Annotated in this window: 21 protein-coding genes and 1 pseudogene; 17 read left to right on the top strand and 5 right to left on the bottom strand. The window is 62.8% G+C overall.

The features are described from left to right. Positions 1–38 precede the first annotated feature (38 nt). From BHK69_RS15065 to BHK69_RS15080, 4 genes are all read left to right on the top strand, one after another. A complete protein-coding gene (locus BHK69_RS15065) occupies positions 39–1,538 on the top strand; it encodes a PAS domain-containing HWE histidine kinase family protein (protein ID WP_244548204.1) in 1,500 nt (499 codons plus the stop codon). A gap of 179 nt (positions 1,539–1,717) precedes the next feature. Then, the gene (locus BHK69_RS31435) at positions 1,718–2,206 is read left to right on the top strand and encodes a TIR domain-containing protein (RefSeq protein ID WP_083269447.1); all 489 of its coding nucleotides are present in this window, start codon (positions 1,718–1,720) and stop codon (positions 2,204–2,206) included. 388 nt (positions 2,207–2,594) lie between these two features. Continuing rightward, positions 2,595–3,230 (top strand): hypothetical protein, encoded by a 636-nt coding sequence (locus tag BHK69_RS32035; protein WP_148663428.1) that lies wholly within the window; start codon positions 2,595–2,597, stop codon positions 3,228–3,230. Next, a complete protein-coding gene (locus BHK69_RS15080) occupies positions 3,227–3,676 on the top strand; it encodes a hypothetical protein (protein ID WP_148663429.1) in 450 nt (149 codons plus the stop codon). The genes BHK69_RS32035 and BHK69_RS15080 overlap by 4 nt, the downstream gene beginning before the upstream one ends. Before the next feature lie 106 nt (positions 3,677–3,782). Here BHK69_RS15080 and BHK69_RS15085 read toward each other — a convergent pair whose 3' ends face one another. Further along, the gene (locus BHK69_RS15085; protein ID WP_069690811.1) at positions 3,783–4,193 is read right to left on the bottom strand and encodes a winged helix-turn-helix transcriptional regulator; all 411 of its coding nucleotides are present in this window, start codon (positions 4,191–4,193) and stop codon (positions 3,783–3,785) included. 78 nt (positions 4,194–4,271) lie between these two features. Between BHK69_RS15085 and BHK69_RS15090 the strand changes: the two genes are divergently transcribed. The 5 genes from BHK69_RS15090 (at position 4,272) to BHK69_RS15110 (ending at position 10,044) form a co-directional block, all read left to right on the top strand. Further along, a complete protein-coding gene (locus BHK69_RS15090; protein WP_069690812.1) occupies positions 4,272–4,598 on the top strand; it encodes a nuclear transport factor 2-like protein in 327 nt (108 codons plus the stop codon). Next, on the top strand, positions 4,595–5,377 hold the full coding sequence (locus BHK69_RS15095) for an SDR family oxidoreductase (RefSeq protein WP_069690813.1): 783 nt from the start codon (positions 4,595–4,597) through the stop codon (positions 5,375–5,377). Before BHK69_RS15090 ends, BHK69_RS15095 begins: the two co-directional genes overlap by 4 nt. A gap of 403 nt (positions 5,378–5,780) precedes the next feature. Next, entirely contained in the window at positions 5,781–6,986 is a 1,206-nt protein-coding gene (locus BHK69_RS15100) for an HlyD family secretion protein (RefSeq protein WP_069690814.1), read from the top strand. Further along, positions 6,986–8,956: a glycosyltransferase gene (locus BHK69_RS15105; protein ID WP_069690815.1), complete on the top strand. Its 1,971-nt coding sequence runs from the start codon at positions 6,986–6,988 to the stop codon at positions 8,954–8,956. Before BHK69_RS15100 ends, BHK69_RS15105 begins: the two co-directional genes overlap by 1 nt. 11 nt (positions 8,957–8,967) lie before the next feature. Further along, the gene (locus BHK69_RS15110; RefSeq protein WP_148663430.1) at positions 8,968–10,044 is read left to right on the top strand and encodes a cache domain-containing protein; all 1,077 of its coding nucleotides are present in this window, start codon (positions 8,968–8,970) and stop codon (positions 10,042–10,044) included. Positions 10,045–10,191: 147 nt separating this feature from the next. Here BHK69_RS15110 and BHK69_RS15115 read toward each other — a convergent pair whose 3' ends face one another. The 4 genes from BHK69_RS15115 to BHK69_RS15130 all read right to left on the bottom strand — a co-directional run bounded on the left by BHK69_RS15115 (position 10,192) and on the right by BHK69_RS15130 (position 12,542). Further along, complete coding sequence (locus BHK69_RS15115; RefSeq protein ID WP_069690817.1) at positions 10,192–10,725, bottom strand: hypothetical protein; 534 nt, start codon at positions 10,723–10,725, stop codon at positions 10,192–10,194. Positions 10,726–10,746: 21 nt separating this feature from the next. Next, a complete protein-coding gene (locus BHK69_RS15120) occupies positions 10,747–11,055 on the bottom strand; it encodes a PepSY domain-containing protein (protein WP_069690818.1) in 309 nt (102 codons plus the stop codon). 104 nt (positions 11,056–11,159) lie between these two features. Next, a complete protein-coding gene (locus tag BHK69_RS15125) occupies positions 11,160–11,606 on the bottom strand; it encodes a PPC domain-containing DNA-binding protein (protein WP_069690819.1) in 447 nt (148 codons plus the stop codon). Positions 11,607–11,684: 78 nt separating this feature from the next. Further along, positions 11,685–12,542 (bottom strand): SDR family oxidoreductase, encoded by an 858-nt coding sequence (locus tag BHK69_RS15130; RefSeq protein WP_069690820.1) that lies wholly within the window; start codon positions 12,540–12,542, stop codon positions 11,685–11,687. 359 nt (positions 12,543–12,901) lie between these two features. Between BHK69_RS15130 and BHK69_RS15135 the strand changes: the two genes are divergently transcribed. The 8 genes and pseudogenes from BHK69_RS15135 to BHK69_RS15165 all read left to right on the top strand — a co-directional run bounded on the left by BHK69_RS15135 (position 12,902) and on the right by BHK69_RS15165 (position 18,190). Further along, positions 12,902–13,387: a DUF305 domain-containing protein gene (locus tag BHK69_RS15135; RefSeq protein ID WP_244548205.1), complete on the top strand. Its 486-nt coding sequence runs from the start codon at positions 12,902–12,904 to the stop codon at positions 13,385–13,387. An 87-nt stretch (positions 13,388–13,474) separates the two neighbouring features. Next, a pseudogene (locus BHK69_RS15140) lies at positions 13,475–13,897 on the top strand (uracil-DNA glycosylase family protein); the annotation flags it as partial. Positions 13,898–14,011: 114 nt separating this feature from the next. Then, positions 14,012–14,170 (top strand): FAD-dependent monooxygenase, encoded by a 159-nt coding sequence (locus BHK69_RS33565; protein ID WP_148663431.1) that lies wholly within the window; start codon positions 14,012–14,014, stop codon positions 14,168–14,170. 19 nt (positions 14,171–14,189) lie between these two features. Beyond that, the gene (locus tag BHK69_RS15145) at positions 14,190–14,546 is read left to right on the top strand and encodes an NAD(P)/FAD-dependent oxidoreductase (protein ID WP_069690823.1); all 357 of its coding nucleotides are present in this window, start codon (positions 14,190–14,192) and stop codon (positions 14,544–14,546) included. A gap of 67 nt (positions 14,547–14,613) precedes the next feature. Further along, positions 14,614–15,048 (top strand): NAD(P)/FAD-dependent oxidoreductase, encoded by a 435-nt coding sequence (locus BHK69_RS32625; protein WP_069690824.1) that lies wholly within the window; start codon positions 14,614–14,616, stop codon positions 15,046–15,048. 216 nt (positions 15,049–15,264) lie between these two features. Further along, positions 15,265–16,806: a glycosyltransferase gene (locus BHK69_RS15155; protein WP_069690825.1), complete on the top strand. Its 1,542-nt coding sequence runs from the start codon at positions 15,265–15,267 to the stop codon at positions 16,804–16,806. 388 nt (positions 16,807–17,194) lie between these two features. Further along, complete coding sequence (locus BHK69_RS15160; RefSeq protein WP_069690826.1) at positions 17,195–17,470, top strand: hypothetical protein; 276 nt, start codon at positions 17,195–17,197, stop codon at positions 17,468–17,470. A gap of 357 nt (positions 17,471–17,827) precedes the next feature. After that, positions 17,828–18,190, top strand: a complete 363-nt coding sequence (locus tag BHK69_RS15165) for a hypothetical protein (RefSeq protein WP_069690827.1) — start codon at positions 17,828–17,830, stop codon at positions 18,188–18,190. Positions 18,191–18,238 lie beyond the last annotated feature (48 nt).

Here is an 18,238-nt window from a genome sequence, read left to right on the forward strand (position 1 = left end):
AACGACGATCCGTCTGGTGCGCCTCGGGGCTGGAAGCGATGAAGGAGCTCGGCATGCGGGATGCGCAGATATCGGCGATGGCGATGGACATAGCAGGGCGTCAAGAGCAGCTTGACCGAAAGCTGCTCGAACCGGAGCCGAACCCTCGATCCCCGTCACCCGTTCTTCCTCGCAACATCCTCGTCCAGGATATTCTCGAGGCGCTGCCGGAGGCCGTCTACACGACCGACGAGAACGGGCGGATCACCTTCTACAACGCGGCTGCCGCTGAACTCTGGGGTGTCCATCCCGAATTGGGCAGAAGCGAATTCTGCGGTTCCTGGAAGCTCTATTGGCCCGACGGCAGTTTGCTGCCCCATGACGAATGCCCGATGGCCATCGCGCTCAGAGAGCGACGCCCCATCCGAGGCATGGAGGCCGTCGCCGAACGCCCTGATGGCAGCCGCATTCCCTTCCTCGCCTTTCCGACCCCTCTCTTCGATGCCGAGGGAAGCCTGATCGGCGCGGTCAACATGCTGGTCGACCTCACCACCCGTGCCGCCACCGACGAGGCGGCTCAGCGCTATGCCGCGATCGTCGAGTTTTCCGACGACGCGATCCTCGCCAAGGATTTGAATGGCATAATCATCAACTGGAACCATGGGGCGGAACGGCTGTTCGGCTACACCGCCGAGGAGGCCGTCGGCAAACCGGTGCTTATGCTCATCCCCGTCGAGCGCCACGACGAAGAACCGGAGATCCTGTCCCGCATCAGGCGCGGAGAGCGTATCGATCACTACGAGACGGTCCGCAGGCGCAAGGATGGCAGCCTGATCGAGATTTCCTTATCCGTTTCCCCCATCACCACTCGCGATGGCCGCGTCATCGGCGCCTCAAAGATCGCCCGCGATATCACGGAGCGAAGGCGCGCCGAGCAACAGCAGCATCTCCTCATCAAGGAGATGGATCATCGTATCAAAAACCTGTTCACGCTCGCCGGAAGCGTCGTGAAACTGAGCGCGCGTTCGGCAAGTACGCCGGCAGAACTTGCAAGCGCCGTTTCGGCGCGCCTGAATGCGCTGGCCCAAGCCCACGCTCTCACCATCCCCCGAACCTCCGAAGCCAACAGCCGGATTGAGCAGGCAACGACGTTGCATACGCTGCTTCGAACCATCCTGGCGCCCTATGATGCCGTTTCCGGCGAGCATGGATCGCGTGCCGCAATCCGCGGCCCGGACATCGCGCTCGCCGGGGCTGCCGTGACGAGTTTTGCCTTGTTGCTGCATGAGTTCGCGACCAACGCCGCCAAATATGGGGCGCTGTCGTCCCCCGAAGGCCGCGTGGACATCGTCTGCAAGGAGGAGGGTGACCAATTCACCCTTGCCTGGACCGAAAGCGGTGGGCCAGCCGTGGAGCAATCGAGCGATGGCGACGGTTTCGGCACTCTTCTCGCAAGGGCCACCGTAAAGGGGCAACTTGGCGGGGAGATCGTTCGCGACTGGAGGCCGGATGGATTGTCAATTCGCCTGACCGTCGCCCGTGATCGCCTGGGCATGTAGCTCAGCCGATGGCATGAGCCGGTCGATTGTCGCGGCATGCGGGGAGGGCACGTCGTCAACGCGAGCCGGTCAGGCCGCAGGTTGATGCAGGAATACATAAATCATACTGTAGTATGATTAATTGATCTTTTTATACCAAAGGGTGCCGAGTAGCCCCGCCAAGAAGCACAAAGAGAACCTTGAGCTTTAGCACCACAACCCAATCGGCGCCCGCCGAACCTGAGCGCTCAGTCTTTATCGTTCACGGACGAGATCCCCACCCGCGCGAGGCCGTGGCAAGGTTTCTGGAGCGCATCGGCTTCAGTGTTATCATCTTGCACGAACAAGCAAACGGCGGGCATACGATAATCGAGAAGTTCGAGAAGCACGGCAAAGTTGGTTTCGCTGTCGTACCGTTGACCCCTGACGATATAGGTGGTCTCCAAGGAGAGCGGCAGCACCCCCGCGCTCGGCAGAACGTAATCCTTGAACTCGGCTACTTCATTGGCCGGCTGGGTCGCAATCGCGTGGTCGCTCTGAAATCGGGCGACATTGAACTTCCTTCTGACTTTTTCGGTGTCGCTTATCAGGAATTCGATCCAGCCGGCGCATGGCAGCGGGCTTTGGCATCGGAACTCCAAGAGGCCGGTTACGACATCGAATGGAATGTTGTGATGGGAAAGCGCTAGCTGCTTGACCGGCGCTAACCATCATTTTGCTGCTGAGAAAGCGGTAATTCCTCGGCCTTGCGGGCACGCCTGCGCGGTCTGTGACAGCGGTGGGTCGCCCATCCGGCAATCGGTGGGGTTGGCGGAAGGGTCCGCCACTCGCCGATGCATCGATTTTGCTAAGTAAATCTAACGTCGTAAATCGTTACCAGTATAGCAGTTCGGCGTTGCAGGAGCAAGCTTCCTAATACCTCTTGCCAGGCCGTGCTCAGTCCTTTCTGAAGTGGAGCGGCTAGAAGCTGCTGATCTTTTGCCGTGACTGATTGCAAGTCCACCCAATTTGCGCTCTATTGTGAGCGCTACGCGGTTTTGGGCTTGGGGGATGCGCTTGTTCCGGTCAATGGCTAGTATGCTGCTTGCGCTGAGCCAGCGCTTGATGACGCTTGCTGAGTTGGCAAGAGATGATCGAAGTGGTACTGCAATTGGCTTCGCTATCGCGCTCCCAATAGCTGGAGCGCTAATTTATTACCTGTTCGGAATTACCGTAACTCTATTTGCCATTCCTATTGCAATTTTGCTGTCTGGTGCTGGGTCGGTCCTCTCATATGGAAGGGCTCGGCAATTACTATTTGCATATATCGCCGCTAGATTGGCATTGATTTCAGCTCGAATGTTTTTTTCAGATGCGCGGAGTAGAATTTCGATCGAAAAGGCCATGATTGGCCGCACTCAAGGTCAGTTTTATTTGGCGATCCTGTTGCTTTTGATTGGATTGGGTGTCGCGATTTTCGTTTCGAGTGTAGCAGAGATTGTGACTTGTGTCACCGCCATCGGCGTAATCATAGCTTACCGTGCCGTTTCATACTGGCGAATATCTCGAGGTTATTTTGGCGCGCAGGCCGCCGAGGTTTTGGAGATCATTTCCTTTTTGTCCCGGTCTTCCGTAGACGGCGGGCTACCGCCTGGCGCGGCTATATCGCAGTCGAAGAAGATTGAAAGTACTACCGGCTCGGTGGTCAGCGGATACGCAGGGGCACCCTCGTGAGCGAGCCAGTTTCTCATTTGATGCGCCAACTCCTGAAAGCGCTTGGAGCAAACTACCCAATTCGCATTGCCTGCGCCGTTGGCTTGAGCCAAATGGCGGGCCTCCTTAGTCGTGCCTGGCATCTTGTAGATCCGTCTTCGCAATTCGCTAATTTGGCGGTCGCAACTTCCTTTTGGACCTACCTCGCTATCTTTTTGCCTCTTTGCTTTGTGTCCATTCTGCTCCGCGGGAACGGGGCGCCGGAAGCTGCTATAGAGCAGGTCAATACGATTGAGATGATCATGCGGCGCAGCAGGCTGTCCCAAGCTCAATGCGGACTAATCTGGCGATCGCTACTGGAGAAATACGTCAGCGCAGCGAGGCCCGATCTCGCAGTCAAGCCAAATCTGGTGGACGCCTATAAGGAAGTCGAGGTGGAGATCGCCGCTGACGTACCGCCCAAATAGGCCCCGGCCATGCCATGGCCCTCTGGCGCCGCATGACTTGCCTCTGCATGGATCGTGCGGCCGCAATCCGCGACGCTTCACGGCAAGCTGATCGACGCTCCCGACATCACGGCTCGCAGATATCGCCCTCAGGCGCCTCGGCGGTTGCGGGTCGTTGACCAGCCCAGGTCAACAGCGCGTCGAGTGCAGGGCATAGGGCTTGCCCCCAGTCGGTCAGCGCATATTCGACCTTCGGCGGCACCTGATGATGGACGATGCGACGAACGATGCCGTCCTGCTCCATCTGGCGAAGCTGCTGGATCAGCATCTTCTGCGATACCGCCGGGATCGCCCGTTCAAGCTCCGAGAAGCGCTGAACCCGTCCCCCGAACAGATGGAAGAGAATGGTCAGCTTCCAGCGCCCTTCGAGCAGCTTCAGCGCCTGCTCGACGCCCTCAGCCGCCGTTTCGCGCGTATAGACCGCAGGACTTAGCTTACTTTCAGGTGAGTACCTTACTTTTTCGTCGGTTCTTGTCATTTGGTCAGGTTAGGGCGAACTCTTTCGGGATGCAACGCCATCGCCGCGATGGCGCCGATGACCACGAAGGGAAAACCAATGTCCGTTTCCTTGCCAAAACCCATTGCCGCTTATTTCGCAGCCGACCGTACGGAGCGCGCCGGCGTCGCCGACTGTTTCACCGAGGCTGGCATCGTGAAGGACGAGGGAAAGACCCATGCTGGCCGCGAGGCGATCCGCCGCTGGAAGACGCAGGCCTCCACCAAATACACCTATGTCAGCGAGCCCTTCGCTATTGAACAGGATCAGGGCCGGGCTATCGTCACCAGCCGGGTGACCGGAAACTTCCCCGGCAGCCCTGTCGATCTACGCTACAGCTTCGTCCTCGAAGCCGGCAAGATCGCCAGCCTGGAGATCGGGCTATGAGCTTCGACCTCGATTTGAAGGGGCGCCGTGCCCTGGTGACGGGCGGCACGAAAGGCGTCGGCGCGGCCGTCGTCGATGTGCTGGGGAAAGCCGGGGTTCGGATCGCGACGACCGCGCGTGTCGTCCCCGAAACATCCCCCTCCGGCATCTCCTATATCGCCGCCGATCTCACCACGGCCGAGGGTTGCGCGCATGTCGCGAGCTGTGTCCTCGACCAGCTCGGCGGTGTCGATATCATCGTCAATGTCGTCGGTGGATCAGCTGCGCCGCCTGGTGGCTTCGCGGTCATCGACGACATGATCTGGGAACGGGAGTTGAACCTGAACCTGATGTCGGCGGTTCGGATCGATCGCGCCCTGCTGCCGTCGATGATCGCTCAGGGATCGGGCGTCATCATCCATGTGACGTCGATCCAGCATCAATTGCCGCTGCCGCAATCGACCACCGCTTATGCCGCGGCCAAGGCAGCGCTCTCCACTTATAGCAAAAGCCTCTCCAAGGAGGTCACGCCGAAAGGCGTGCGCGTGGTCCGTGTCTCGCCGGGCTGGGTCGAGACGGAGGCTGCGGTCACTTTTGTCGAGCGGTTGGCGGCTGAGGCCGGCACGGATTACGAAGGCGGCAAGGCCATCGTCATGCAAGGGCTCGGCGGTATTCCCCTCGGCCGACCGGCACGTCCATCTGAGGTTGGCGACCTCATCGCATTCCTTGCCTCGCCGCGCGCTAGCGCCATCACCGGCACGGAATTCGTCATCGACGGCGGAACCGTGCCGACAGCCTGAACCTCGGGCCGGAGGGGGCTCGATCAGTGATCTGTCATGGCGTGGCATCGGCGAAGCCGGCGGGCGGAGAGCACCGTTCGTGCTCCCTCCGTGGTCAAGCTACATTGGCGCCCGAACGGCCGCTCTTCAAGCGTCGCACAGGTGGCGCGGCCGTCAGGCTGTGGGTGCTTCCAGCCCTTGCGTCAGGCCTGCGTGGCCTTTGGCAATCCAGCCTTGACGGTCTGAAAAACCGAAGGCAGGTCAGTAATTTCCGCCACTTGGAAGTACACCAGACAGCATCCGTGCGAGCATCGCCTGTTACGGTGCGGCAATCTGGCGTTGAGATAATGCCGGCCCGGATGTTAAGGCATTCGTCATATGTGACGGCGTGAATGAAACGCCTTGGCATACCGGAAGGTCAAATTTGAAATTTTTACGTATCCTTATCGGCGTCGTTCTGCTGCTTGGCGGCCTCTTTGTGCTGGTTGGCGAATATTTCGCGGGAACCTCGGCCGATGCGACGATCAATGCCCGGATCAACGTGATCCGCGCGCCGATCGAGGGACAGGTCAGCCTTGCCGTCAGGAGCATCGGCGCGCGGGTGAATGCCGGCGAACTGGTCGCCGACATCGCCGATGAGCGCTTCGACACCGCCCGCCTGCTCGATCTCGAACGCGACCGCGACAACCAGCAGATCGAGCTCAGGCGCGTGGCCACGCAAAAGACCGCTCTGAGCCAGGCGCGGGCCGGGTTTGCGACGCAGCTCGCCGATTATCAAAAGGGGCGCGTCAGCCAGATCGAGGCGCGCATTGCCGAGGGCAGGGCGGCCCAGGACGCCGCGCTCGCACGCCTGCGCGAGGCCGACGGGTCCTTGAAGCGCGCGAATGATCTGAGCAGTCGCGGCGTGCAGACCGCGGCCAATCTGGAACGCGCCCGCGCCGCCCAGGACGTCGCCCAGCAGGATCTCGAAAGCGCCCGGCAGCGCAGCAACTATCTCGCCACCGAGCTGGCTTCGGCCCGCGGCGGCGTCTTCATCGGCGATTCCTACAATGACGCGCCATTCTCCTCGCAGCGTGTCCGCGAGCTCGACCTGCGTCTCGCCGAGCTCGCCGCCGAACAGGAGCAGATCGAAGCCCGGGCCGCGCAGTTCGAGCGCCAGATCAGGGCCGAGCGGGTTCGCGTCAGCCGCCTGACCTCGGCGACGCTCAACGCCCGCGTCGCCGGCATGGCCTGGGACTTCCTGGTCGATGACGGCGAATATGCGCGCCGCGGCCAGGATCTGGTGAAGCTCGTCGATTGCCGAAGCCTGGTCGTGACCGCAAGCGTGACGGAAGCGCTCTATGACAGCCTCTCGATCGGGACGGCCGTGCAGTTCCGCCTGTTCGGCGACGATCGCATCTTCGGTGGCACGATCACGCGCCTGGGCGGCTCGGGCGCTGCGACCCTCTACGCCAATCTGGCGGTGGGGCCGAGCGCCGAGCATCTGGAGCGCTTCGATGTGACGATCAACGTGCCTGAGCTTGCCAGCCAGCCCGACCTCTCCTGTGCGATCGGCCGGACGGGGCGCGTCATCTTCACGAGCGGGCCGCTGGCGACGCTGCGTCGCTTCCTGACCCGCTACGGGGTCTGATGCTCGCCCTGCCGCCCTTGCTGGCGGCGTTTGCCGGCGCGGCCGTGGTCGTCGGCCTGCGCCTGCTGCTGCTGCCTTTGCTCGATCCCAGGCGCTGGTACTGGCGCGCGCTCCTGCTCGGCGCCGCGATGCTGCTGGCCTGGCGCTATGTGATCTGGCGCCTCACGGCCACGGTCGCGCCGCTCGCCTGGAATGTCGATGCCGTGCTGAGCTGGTCCTTCGCGCTGCTGGAGGCGCTCACCGTCCTGTCCTCGACCATCGCCTTCTTCATCCTGTCGCGGGTGAAGGAGCGCAGCAGCGAGGCCGACCGCAACAAGGGCTGGTGGCAGCCGGCCCCGGCGCCGCGCGTCGACATCCTCATCGCGACCTATAACGAACAGCTCGAGGTGCTGGAGCGCACGATTATCGGCGCCAAGGCCATCATGTATCCCAATCTGGGGATCTTCATCCTGGATGACGGCCGGCGCCCCTGGCTGCGGGAGCTCTGCGAGCGCCACCGCATCGGCTATTTCATTCGCCCCGACAATGCCCATGCCAAGGCCGGCAACATCAACCATGCTCTGGCGCAGCGGGCCGGCGATGCCGATCCGCCCGATTTCGTTGCGGTGCTCGACGCCGATTTCGTGCCGCATACCGATTTCGTCGAACGGGCCCTGGCGCTGTTCCACGATCGCGCGACGGGCCTTGTCCAGACGCCGCAGCACTTCTTCAACCCCGACCCGATCCAGCACAATCTCGGCATCAGCTCGGCCTATCCCGACGAGCAGCGGCATTTCTTCGACAATGTCGAGCCGGCCCGCGATGCCTGGGGGATCGCCGTCTGCTGCGGCACCTCCTCGATGGTCAGGGTCGAGGCCCTCGAGGCGATCGGCGGCTTTCCGACGGAAAGCGTCACCGAGGATTTCCTGCTGACCCTGCGGCTGGCCGAAAATGGCTGGAAGACCGTCTATCTCAACGAGCCCTTGACCGAAGGTCTCGCCCCGGAGGGGCTGCGCGAGTATATCGTCCAGCGCGGCCGCTGGTGCCTGGGCATGATGCAGATCGTGCGCAACGTCTATAACCCGTTCGGCGGCCACAAGCTCAGCCTCATCCACCGGCTGAGTGTGTTCGACTCGCTGCTCTACTGGACCACGACCTTCCCCTTCCGCCTCGCCAGCATCATCGGCCCGCTGCTCTACTGGTGGTTCGGCGTCACGATCGTCAACGCCTCGGTCACCGACATCGTCGTTTATTACGTGCCCTATTACATCGCCGTCATGGCGGTGCTGAACTGGCTCTCGAAGGGGCTGTTCATCCCGATCGTCAATGACGTCGCCCAGCTCATGGCCGCCTGGCCGATCACGCGCGCCTGCGCGCTTGGGCTGCTGACGCCCGGGCCGCACAGCTTCTCCGTGACGGCGAAGGGCGGCGACCGCACCAAGGTGATCGTGCAATGGCCGATGATGCGGCCCTTCATCGTGTTCTTCGGGCTCACCGTCGGTGGCCTCGTCATGAATCTGAGCTCCGACTTTCTGGTCAACAACGCCGCCCGCGCCGGCGACGGCATGGTCGTGGTGATGTTCTGGACGGTCTACAACCTGCTTGTCCTGCTGGTGGCGATCGCGGCCTGCATCGAGCAGCCGCGCCCGGACCGTCCGATGCGCCAGATCATCGAGCCGGTGACCCTCACCGTCGCCGGCGAGGCGCATCGCGGCTGGCTGGTCAATCTCGGCGTCGGCGGCGCCAGGATCAGCGGCCCCTCCGGCCTGTCCGTGGGGGCGCAGGGCAGCCTGCGCCTGCCGATCATCGGGGAGATCGCGGCGCGCGTCATCGCGCCGACGCTGGATGGCTACCGCATCAGGCTCACCCCCAGCGAGGAGCAGCGCGAGCGGATCATCGCGCGGTTGCATACCGCCGCAGTGCCGCCCGGCACCGGCAAGGGCGATATCGGCCAGATGATCCGCGAGCTCGCCCGCGCCTTGACGCGATGAAGGAGAACACGATGGCAAGCGGTCGATTGAGCCTGCGCTCCATGGTCTTTGGCGGCGGCGCCGTGTTGATGCTCATGCCCGCTATTATCGCGGGCACGTTCTACACCGGCGCCTTGCAGCGGCGCGCCGAGACGCTGCTCGTCGAGAGGCTGAAGGCGCGCGGCGAACTGAGTGCGAGCCTGCTCGGCCGGCGCCTCAACCAGCTTTGGCAGGAGGTCAGCGCGCTCTCGAAGATCATCGATGTCGACGCCCCCGCGAAAAGCCGCGACAGCCTCAACCTCATCAGCCAGCTCGATACGCGCTATTCCTGGATCGGGGTCGCCGATGTGGCCGGCACCGTGCTCATCGCGTCGCGCGGCATGCTCGAAGGGCAAAGCGTCGCCGAGCGGCCCTGGTTTCGCCGCGGCCTCAGAGGGCCCACCGCGGTCGATGTCCACCAGGCGCAGATGCTGGCGAAGCTGATGCCGGCCGCGGCGGAGCCGTATCACTTCATCGACATGGCGGCGCCGATCCAGAAATCGAACGCCGTGATCGGTGTCGTCGGCGCCCATCTCGACTGGCGCTGGGTCGTCGACAGCCTGAACAATCTGCAGGCACCCGGGATCGAGCTTCTCCTGCTCTCGCGCGAGCGGACGGTGCTTTACGGCCCGGCCAGCCTGATCGACAAGCCCCTGAATATCGGGGCCGCCCAGGCCGCCAACCGCGTGACCCTGGCCGTTCTGGACGAACGCTGGTCCGACGGAAAGGACTATGTGACGGTCGTGGTTCCATCGATCTCATACGGGGACCTGCCCGGCTTCGGCTGGTCTCTTCTCGTGCGGCAGAACCTGGACGAGGCGCTTGCCACGACGCGCGAGCTGGTTCGCACCTTCTGGCTGATGCTCGGCGCGGGCGCGATCGTGGCGCTGGCGCTGCTCTACCTCGGCTCGCACTGGATCACGACGCCGCTGCGCCGGCTCGCCAGCTCGTCGGAAGCCATCGTCGCGGATGGCGAGCAAACCATACCCTATCTCGAGACCCGCTATGCCGAAGCCGCGCGCCTGAGCCACGCGCTGGTCAGGCTCCAATCCAAGATCTCGCGCCGATGAAGATGTGGCGCAGCTGATCGCCCGGCCCGACTTTCAGGATGAAGCTGTGGGATATCTCAAACAGAGAGATTTCCAAGAGCCCGGCAGAAGAAAGCGGCCCGCGCCTCCTGAGAAGACGCGGGCCGCACATTATGAGGCTAGATCGAGCTAGATCGGGCCGCCATAGGGCGCGGCGCTCTCGTCGAAGCGCCGCCAGCCCTCACGCTCATATTCCGCCCGCCGCGTGACGGGGTCGATCGGCCCCGCGCCATCCATGATCGCCTCGACCTCGGCGGCGCGGACGTCGGCGACGCGCACGGACACGATCGAGCCGCCACGGCGCACGGTTTCGGCGTAATAATGAGCATCGCGCTCGCTGACGCCGGCGCTGGTCATGGCCCCGACCAATCCGCCCACCGCCGCGCCGGCGACGACGCCTGCGGCCGTGCTCGCCAGCCAGCCTGCGGCGACGAGTGGACCGATGCCGGGAATGGCGATCATCCCGAGGCCGGCGAGAAGCCCGGCCGCGCCGCCGGCGACGCCGCCGATACCGGCGCCCTCCTCGGCATTGCTGTCGTCGACATCGTTGCGCTGGCTGAGGATGCTGATGTTCTCGGACGCAATGCCGACTGCCTCCAGACGCGCGACGACGGCGCTGGCATCGTCAAAGTGATCATAGGAACGGGTAATCGTGCGTGTCATCGGAACTCTCCTTTCTAGTGGTCAGTTGCGAACGATGTTGCCTTGATAATCGAGGCTGACACTGACGGGGTGGCCGGCATGGGTGGCCTTGCCCCGCCATATCCCCTTATCGTCCTTCTTGAGGTCGCTGACGGCGGTATAGCCGTTGGCTTCGAGGCGGCTCTTCGCCTGGGCCTCGGTGAAGCTGTTCGCACCTGATTGCGGCGCGCTTGTTTCAGCGGGGGCCTTGGGGGCGGGGGCCGGTGCAGTCGTCTGTGCCGTCGATGTCTGAACCATGGCGCCAGCCGTCGTCAGGGCGCAGAAAACCGACGCGAGAATTACGCGTTTCATGTGAATCTCCATAGGTTGAGCGGCGCTTTGCCTATGCTTAAGCAACCAGTCTCCACCGAACAGGTTCCATCGTTTTTTATGCCGGCACGGCTAGGGCGTCGCTCTCACGCCTGCGGACGAATGAGCGTCAGGCCGCTCTCCGGATCGTAAACCTTGCGCAGGTAAACCGGGGCTTCAGTGATCACGAGTTCCAGGGTCGGGCGCACATGGGCCTTCATGAGATGCCCGGCAAGCGCCGTCCCATCGCGCTTGCCGACGACAAGATGAATGTGAAGCGCCCGGCTGCCGTCCGGCGCCATGGCGACGTCGCCTGTCAGCGAAGCCACTTCGACCTGCTCGCTCACCGGATTGTCGATATACTCTTTCCGTTCCCAGTCGAAATAAGCGAGGGCTGCGTCGCTCAACGCACCGATAGCGGAGAACTGCGCTGCCGTGACCTGCTCGCGATCGGCAAAATCCTGCAGGCAGCTCATGACTTCGTCGCCGGTTTCCATGACGAGCGCGAAGGTTCTCTGTCCGCCGCTATCTTGATTGAGGAGTTTGCTCTGCACGGTTCACCTCCGTTGCAATCGCCTCGTCACGAACCGGGCAAGGCGCCCCCTGGTTCCACATCACAGGAGCGGGCTGCATCACAGGATCGGCTTGCCGCCGGTGACCGCGATCGTCGCCCCCGACACATAGCTCGACAGTGGGTCGGCCAGCATCACGTAAGCTGTCGCCAGCTCGGCGGGCTGGCCCGGCCGCTTCATCGGCACCTGCTTGCCGAAATTCTTCACCGCTTCTTCGGGCAGGGTCGATGGAATGAGCGGCGTCCAGATCGGGCCAGGCGCAACCGCATTGGCGCGAATGCCCTTTTCGGCAAGAAGCTGCGCGAGGCCGGCGGTGAAATTCTGGATCGCGCCCTTGGTCGTCGCATAGGCCAGCAAGGACGGATTGGGCACGTCGGAATTGATGGACGCTGTGTTGATGATCGCGCTGCCAGGCCCCATGTGAGGAACGGCCGCCTTCGTCAGATAGAACATGGCGTGGATATTGACCCTGAAGGTCAGCTCCCACTCCTCATCAGAGATCTCGGCGATATCCTTGAAGCTGGCCTGATGGGCGGCATTGTTGACGAGGATATCGACGCCGCCGAGATCCGACACCGCCTTGGCGATGATCGCCTGGCAATGGGCCGCGTCCTGAATATCACCGGACATCAGGACAACCTTCCGCCCGGCCTGTTCGACGAGTTGTGCTGTCTGCAGTGCGTCCTCGTGCTCACATAGATAGGCGATCAGGACATCGGCGCCTTCCCGCGCAAAAGCGAGCGCGACCGCGCGACCGATGCCGCTGTCGCCGCCGGTAATGATCGCCTTCTTGCCCAGGAGACGCCCGGAGCCTTGATAGGATACCTCGCCGTGATCGGGCGTCGGGTGCATTTTGTTCGTCATCCCGGGCATGGTCTGTGGCTGGGACGGAAAGGGTGGTTGCGGATGCTGCGTCATGACGTGGTTCCTCCTGCACGCGAATCCCCCGCACCTGTTTTCTAACCGCTGCGGATCGCAGCGGTTCCCGGGACAAGCCGCGTCTGCACAAGCTGGGAGGGCTCAGGGATGGCCTGTAGTCAGCGGGCGCTCGAACGCGAGGCTGCGCTCGGCAAGGGCCATGGCGCACGAACCCCTTGGAGCCGGAACGCCGCCGGCCAGCTGCCCCGGCAGTGCCTGTCTCAAGCCGATGCAAATCCAATCGGAACGCGGGGATGGAACGACAATGTCCTCTCGCGGTTGACCGGATTGATCCGCAATGAGGTTCTGCCATGCCAGCAAAATCGAAAGCACAGCAAAGGCCGCCGGCGCGACACGCGATGCCACACGCGGCGACATCGGGAACAGAACAGCACGACAATATGCGCGGCCATTACCGCCGATTTGCGGTGGAGCTGACGCTCGATTTCATTGCCATGTACGTTGTGATGTATGCGATGATCGCGACGCTCCGTCATTTTCATTTCAATCTCAACAACGTCTACATGACCTTGATGATGCTGGCGCCGATGTCGATCATCATGCTCGTCTCGATGCGCTCGATGTTTCCGTCACGGCGGCTCAACTTGCTGATCGGCGCTGGCGCGATCGCGATCTTCCTCGCTAGCTTCGCCGCTATGCGAACCCAGGCCGGGGTCGACAATGCCGACTTCCTGCGCGCGATGATCCCGCATCATTCGGGCGCGATCCTGATGTGCGAGCAAGCCTCGATCACCGATGTCGAGATCACCGCGCTCTGTCGCGAGATCGTCGCCTCGCAGCAGAAGGAGATCGCCCAGATGGAAGCGATACTCGCCCGCTACTGATCGCCATCGACCGCACAGGCACGACACTCCCAGGTCGATCTCCGGGCCTCAAAGTCGCGGCAACCGTGCTCCTACTTGGCTTTCCAGATGGACCGTGCCCTGGCGGAGGCCGACATCGCACGCGGTCGCGTCTACCTCACCAATGCCGTCAAGCATTCTAAATTCGAGCAACGTGGCAAGCGCCGCATTCACCAGCGGCCGACGGCAGGCGAAGTCAGGCATTACCGCTGGTGGCTCATCAAGGAGCTGGAGTTCGTGCAGCCGGAGGTCGTGGTCGCGCTTGGCGCCACGGCTGTGTTGGCCTTGGCGGGCAAGGCGCTACCGATCAGTCGGAACCGGGGTGAAGCGCAATTCGATGGCCATCGTGGCTATATCACCGTGCACCCCTCCTATCTCCTGCGCCTGCCGGACGAAGACGCCAGGCGGCGGGCCTATGACGAATTCGTCTTGGACCTGAAGCGTATCCGCGCCTTGTCCGAGCAAGACGACCCGGCCCTGGCCAGGGGCTGAGCCGCAAGAGACTGCTTTTCCAACTCCTGAATTGGCCAACTCAATTTCTGGGTGAAGTCACTTTCTGGGCAAAGTCATTTGGAGCGCAGTTCAAAATCACCGGGAGCGCAGCTGATGCAACGAGATGTTCTGATCGTGGGCGGCGGGCCGGCAGGCTTGTCGGCGGCACTCATCCTGGCGCGGGCGCGCCGCCGTCCTGGTCTGCGACACCGGCTTGCAGCGAAATCGGACTTCAAGGCGGCTCGGGGGCTTTCTGACGCGCGACGGCATTAATCCTACGGATTTCCTGCACTTGGCGACGGACGAGCTGCGGTCCTACGAAACCGTCGAACTGCGCGAGAATACGGAGATCGTCACTGCGGAGCGAGGTCGATCGGGCTTTCGGCTCGGCAGCAAAAGCGGCGAGACCTTTTTCGGTCGCAAGGTCCTCGTCGCCACCGGCGTTACCGATGCCTTGCCTGCCGTTGCAGGCATCGACCGCTTCCATGGTCGCGGCGTATGGCATTGCCCCTATTGCGACGGCTACGAGCAACGGGATCAGCGGATCGCCGTGTATGGCCGCTCCAAGGCAGCCTTAGCACTCGCCCTGGAACTGACCGGTTGGTCGCCACATCTCACGCTCGTCAGCGACGGTGCCTGCGAATTGTAGCCGGCCGAACGGCGACGCCTGGCAAGGAGCAAGATCTCCCTCCGAGAGGAACCGATCGCGCGGCTCGATGGCAGCGCCGAACGCCTTGGAGCGGATTGTTTTCGAGTCCGGCGAGGTCCTGCCGACCGATGCACTGTTTTTCCGATCCGATGGGACGGCGAATGTCGAGATTGCCCGGCGCCTCGGCGTCGACGCCGGCCGGGGCAAATCGGTGAGGACCGGCGGTTATGGAAAAACCGGCGTGCCCGGCGTGTTTGTCGCCGGCGACGTGTCACGTCATGTGCAGTTTTCCATCGTCGCAGCCGGAGAAGGAGCCGCAGCGGCCTTCGCGATCAACAGCGAGCTGTTGAAGGAAGACCTTGCCGGATTTTCGGCCAACTCCACCGAGTCGCCCAAGTCCACCGAGGCGCCCAAGTCCACCGAGGCGACCAAGTCCATCGAGGCGACCACCGCGCCTGATGCGGCGTTGGGCGCTCATCCTTCCCAGGGGGACGGTTCCTAGAGCGATGTCTTCGAACCGATGTCTTGGGACCGATTTCTTTGGAACCGATGCCCGCCGGCTCAGTTGCACCGAGAATTCCGTTCAAGGGTCCCGCCGTCTCGATCCGGGCAGCCGCGGTCCTCCGGACCATGCGACGGCCGGCGAGGGCAATCCGCAAGACGGCGCGATGAAGAGTTCTCCGCAATCGGCCGTTGGAGAGAATGCTGGAGCATTTTCATGGCGCATCTCGTCGAACCGCCACACCAGGTTTCGCTCGCCGATTACGAGAGCATCGCGCAACTCAGCAGCGCCGTGCGCGAGCTGCGTCAGGAAGCGGAGAGCCTGCTTCCCGTGCTGGACGGCCACCGGGTGTGGATGGTGAACAGCACCAGCCAGGGCGGCGGCGTGGCCGAGCTGTTGCCGCCGCTGCTGTCGCTGATGCGTGAACTCGGCGTCGACGCCAATTGGCTGGTGATGGAGAGCGATGATCCCGCGTTCTTTCGGCTGACCAAGCGGCTGCATAACCTGATCCACGGCCAGCGAGATGCGAATCTGGGAGCTGCGGACCGCGAGCTCTATGGCCAGGTGAGCAGCGACACCGCTGAGATGATCGCGCGCCATATCTCGCCGGGAGATGTGCTCGTCGTCCACGACCCGCAGCCGATGGGGGCGGGCGCTATGCTGAGGAAAAAGATGGATATCGAGGCGATCTGGCGCTGCCATATCGGCCTCGATCGGGAGACGCCGGAGACCCGCGCAGCCTGGGCATTCCTCGATGAATACGGATCCGCCTACGACCATGCGGTGTTCACGGCGCCAGAATACATCCCCGGCTGTCTCGCCGGCCGGGCAACGATCATCCATCCCGCCATCGACCCGCTCAGCCATAAGAACCGAGAGCTATCGGTCCACAAGCTGGTCGGGATATTGGCCGCCGGCGCCCTGATCGCGGCGCCCGGCCCGATGCCGACGCCGCCATTCCCCCAACTGGCGGAGCGGCTTCAGCGCGACGAGACCTGGGCGCCTGCCACGGAGCCGGAGGACATCGGGCTTCTCCATCGGCCGATCGTGACCCAGATTTCACGCTGGGACCGGCTCAAAGGCTTCCTCCCGCTGATGCAGGGCTTCGCCATCCTGAAGCGCGAGCTGAGACAGAAATCCAATCTGGACGAAGACCACCGACGATCCCTGCAATTGGCGCGGCTGATCCTGGCGGGGCCCGATCCAGCATCGATCGAGGACGATCCGGAGGGTAAGGAGGTGCTGGCGGAACTTCGCAAGGCCTATGCAGGTTTGGAGCCGGATCTCCAGGACGACATCGCGATCATCCTGCTGCCGATGAGCTCGGCGAAGCACAACGCGCTGCTCGTCAATGCACTGCAGCGCTGCTCGGACATCGTGGCGCAGAACTCCCTGCAGGAGGGCTTCGGGTTGACCGCGACGGAAGCCATGTGGAAGCACGCCGCCATCATGGGTTCGCAGGCCGCTGGGCTTCGGCAACAGATTCGCCCGGGCTTGGACGGCTGTCTGGTGGCGAATCCGGAAGATCCGCGCGAGATCGCGGCGACGCTCGACGACCTGCTGCGGGATCCGGGGAAGCGTGAGATGCTCGGCCGGAGCGCCCAGCAGCGTGTCCATGACGAATTTCTGGTCTTTACGCAGGTCCGCCGCTGGCTCGTCTTGATCGCCAACGCGATCAAGACCCATTGGCCGTCAACGGGTGATCCAATCCGTCATCCGAGCACGTTTTTCCGCAATGCTCCAAGAGGCGAAACCTGAACCCGCAACGCTGGTAATTGTTCAGTGAAAATGACCACGCTTTGCCCCGGCCTGCCCGAAAGAGGCCGCGTCCGGAACGTCCGGAGCCGGCCGGATGGAGACTGCGGCCCAGACCATGAGAGCCAGGGCCAGAACGATCCCCAGCCAGAGTAGGCGTTCCACTGTCATCTTGCGACCGTCATCTGGCAACTCTGACCTCGCGGCACAGCAGCCGCTCATCCCGATGCCCCATTGATGCGGCTTACCTAAGGGCATGACTCGGCGTAAATTGATCGAACGCAGCGGGAGCGGTTATGTTCGGCCGGAATCGATGCCGCGCAGAGTTCGCGCCAGGCAGGCTTGACGCCAGGCGGACTCGGCGCCATTTCGTCGGAGCAGGGGGGCCACCATGCCGTTTCGGTCCATTGTCGCGACTCCGGAAGAACTCGCAGAGATCGTGGACGCGTTCGAGAAGGCCTGGCGCGAGATCGAAGCGAGAGACACGATTCCCCCGCTGAGCGTGCCCGCTGAGCGCGAGCGTCTCGGCTACATCGTCGCCGGGCTTTGGAACGCAAACACCCCCGAGCAGCTGGCTGAACTCGCTGAACTCGCCGTTCGACATTTCGATGCGACGGCGGTTCAGATCGCCGTGCTGGCGAACATCGCTCAACCGCCCGATCCCTGAGCTTCTGTTCGGGCATTTCAGCCCTCATCCCGAGGAGCCGCGAAGCGGCGTCTCGAAGGATGCTCCAGATGGTTCGGGAGGCTCCTGAAGCATCCTTCGAGATGCCATTCCTGACGGAATGGCTCGGGATTTTGCGGGCATGGCGAGCCCCTGACCGAGCCTGCCGGGACGGCGTTTTGCTGATCAACCGGCGAAGTCTCCAGACGTTCCCGCGGTCATTGAAGATGCGCTTTCAAGGCTCGATTCGACGCCCGCCCGATGCGGTTCCGTAGAATCAATCCACGTCTTAACCAATGTTAATGCCGCCACCGCCGCGCCCTGCTTTTTTCGTCCTCGAGGGCGAAAAGGGAGGCAGATATGCAACGCGTTGACCTCACAACCGTGCTTGTCGTGCCGTGGTATGAGCGCAAGGATTTCGAGAGAATGCGCCTGATGAGCCCAAGCGATGGCTTGAGCCGAAGCGACGGTTTGCCGATCAGCTATGAGGCATGGCTCGACAGTGCTTTTCGCGATATGCGCCAATTACTGGCGAGGGGCTGTGCCCTGAAAATCGTCACCGTTCATCTCGACGACTATTTGACCTGGCTCGCGAGCGAAGCAGAGGCCGATACGGCGGCGATGCGCAGCCGGTATGTCAGGGAGCTGTCGACGATCGGGAGCCGGTTGGACGGCCCGGTGATGCGCAACGATGCATCCTGGTCGGGTTTTCTGCCTCATTGAGTTTCCGGCCTGGGACTTGCCGCTTTGGAACTTGCCGCTTTGGAACTT

Origin of the sequence: Bosea vaviloviae, assembly GCF_001741865.1 — a bacterium.
GTDB lineage: Bacteria > Pseudomonadota > Alphaproteobacteria > Rhizobiales > Beijerinckiaceae > Allobosea > Allobosea vaviloviae.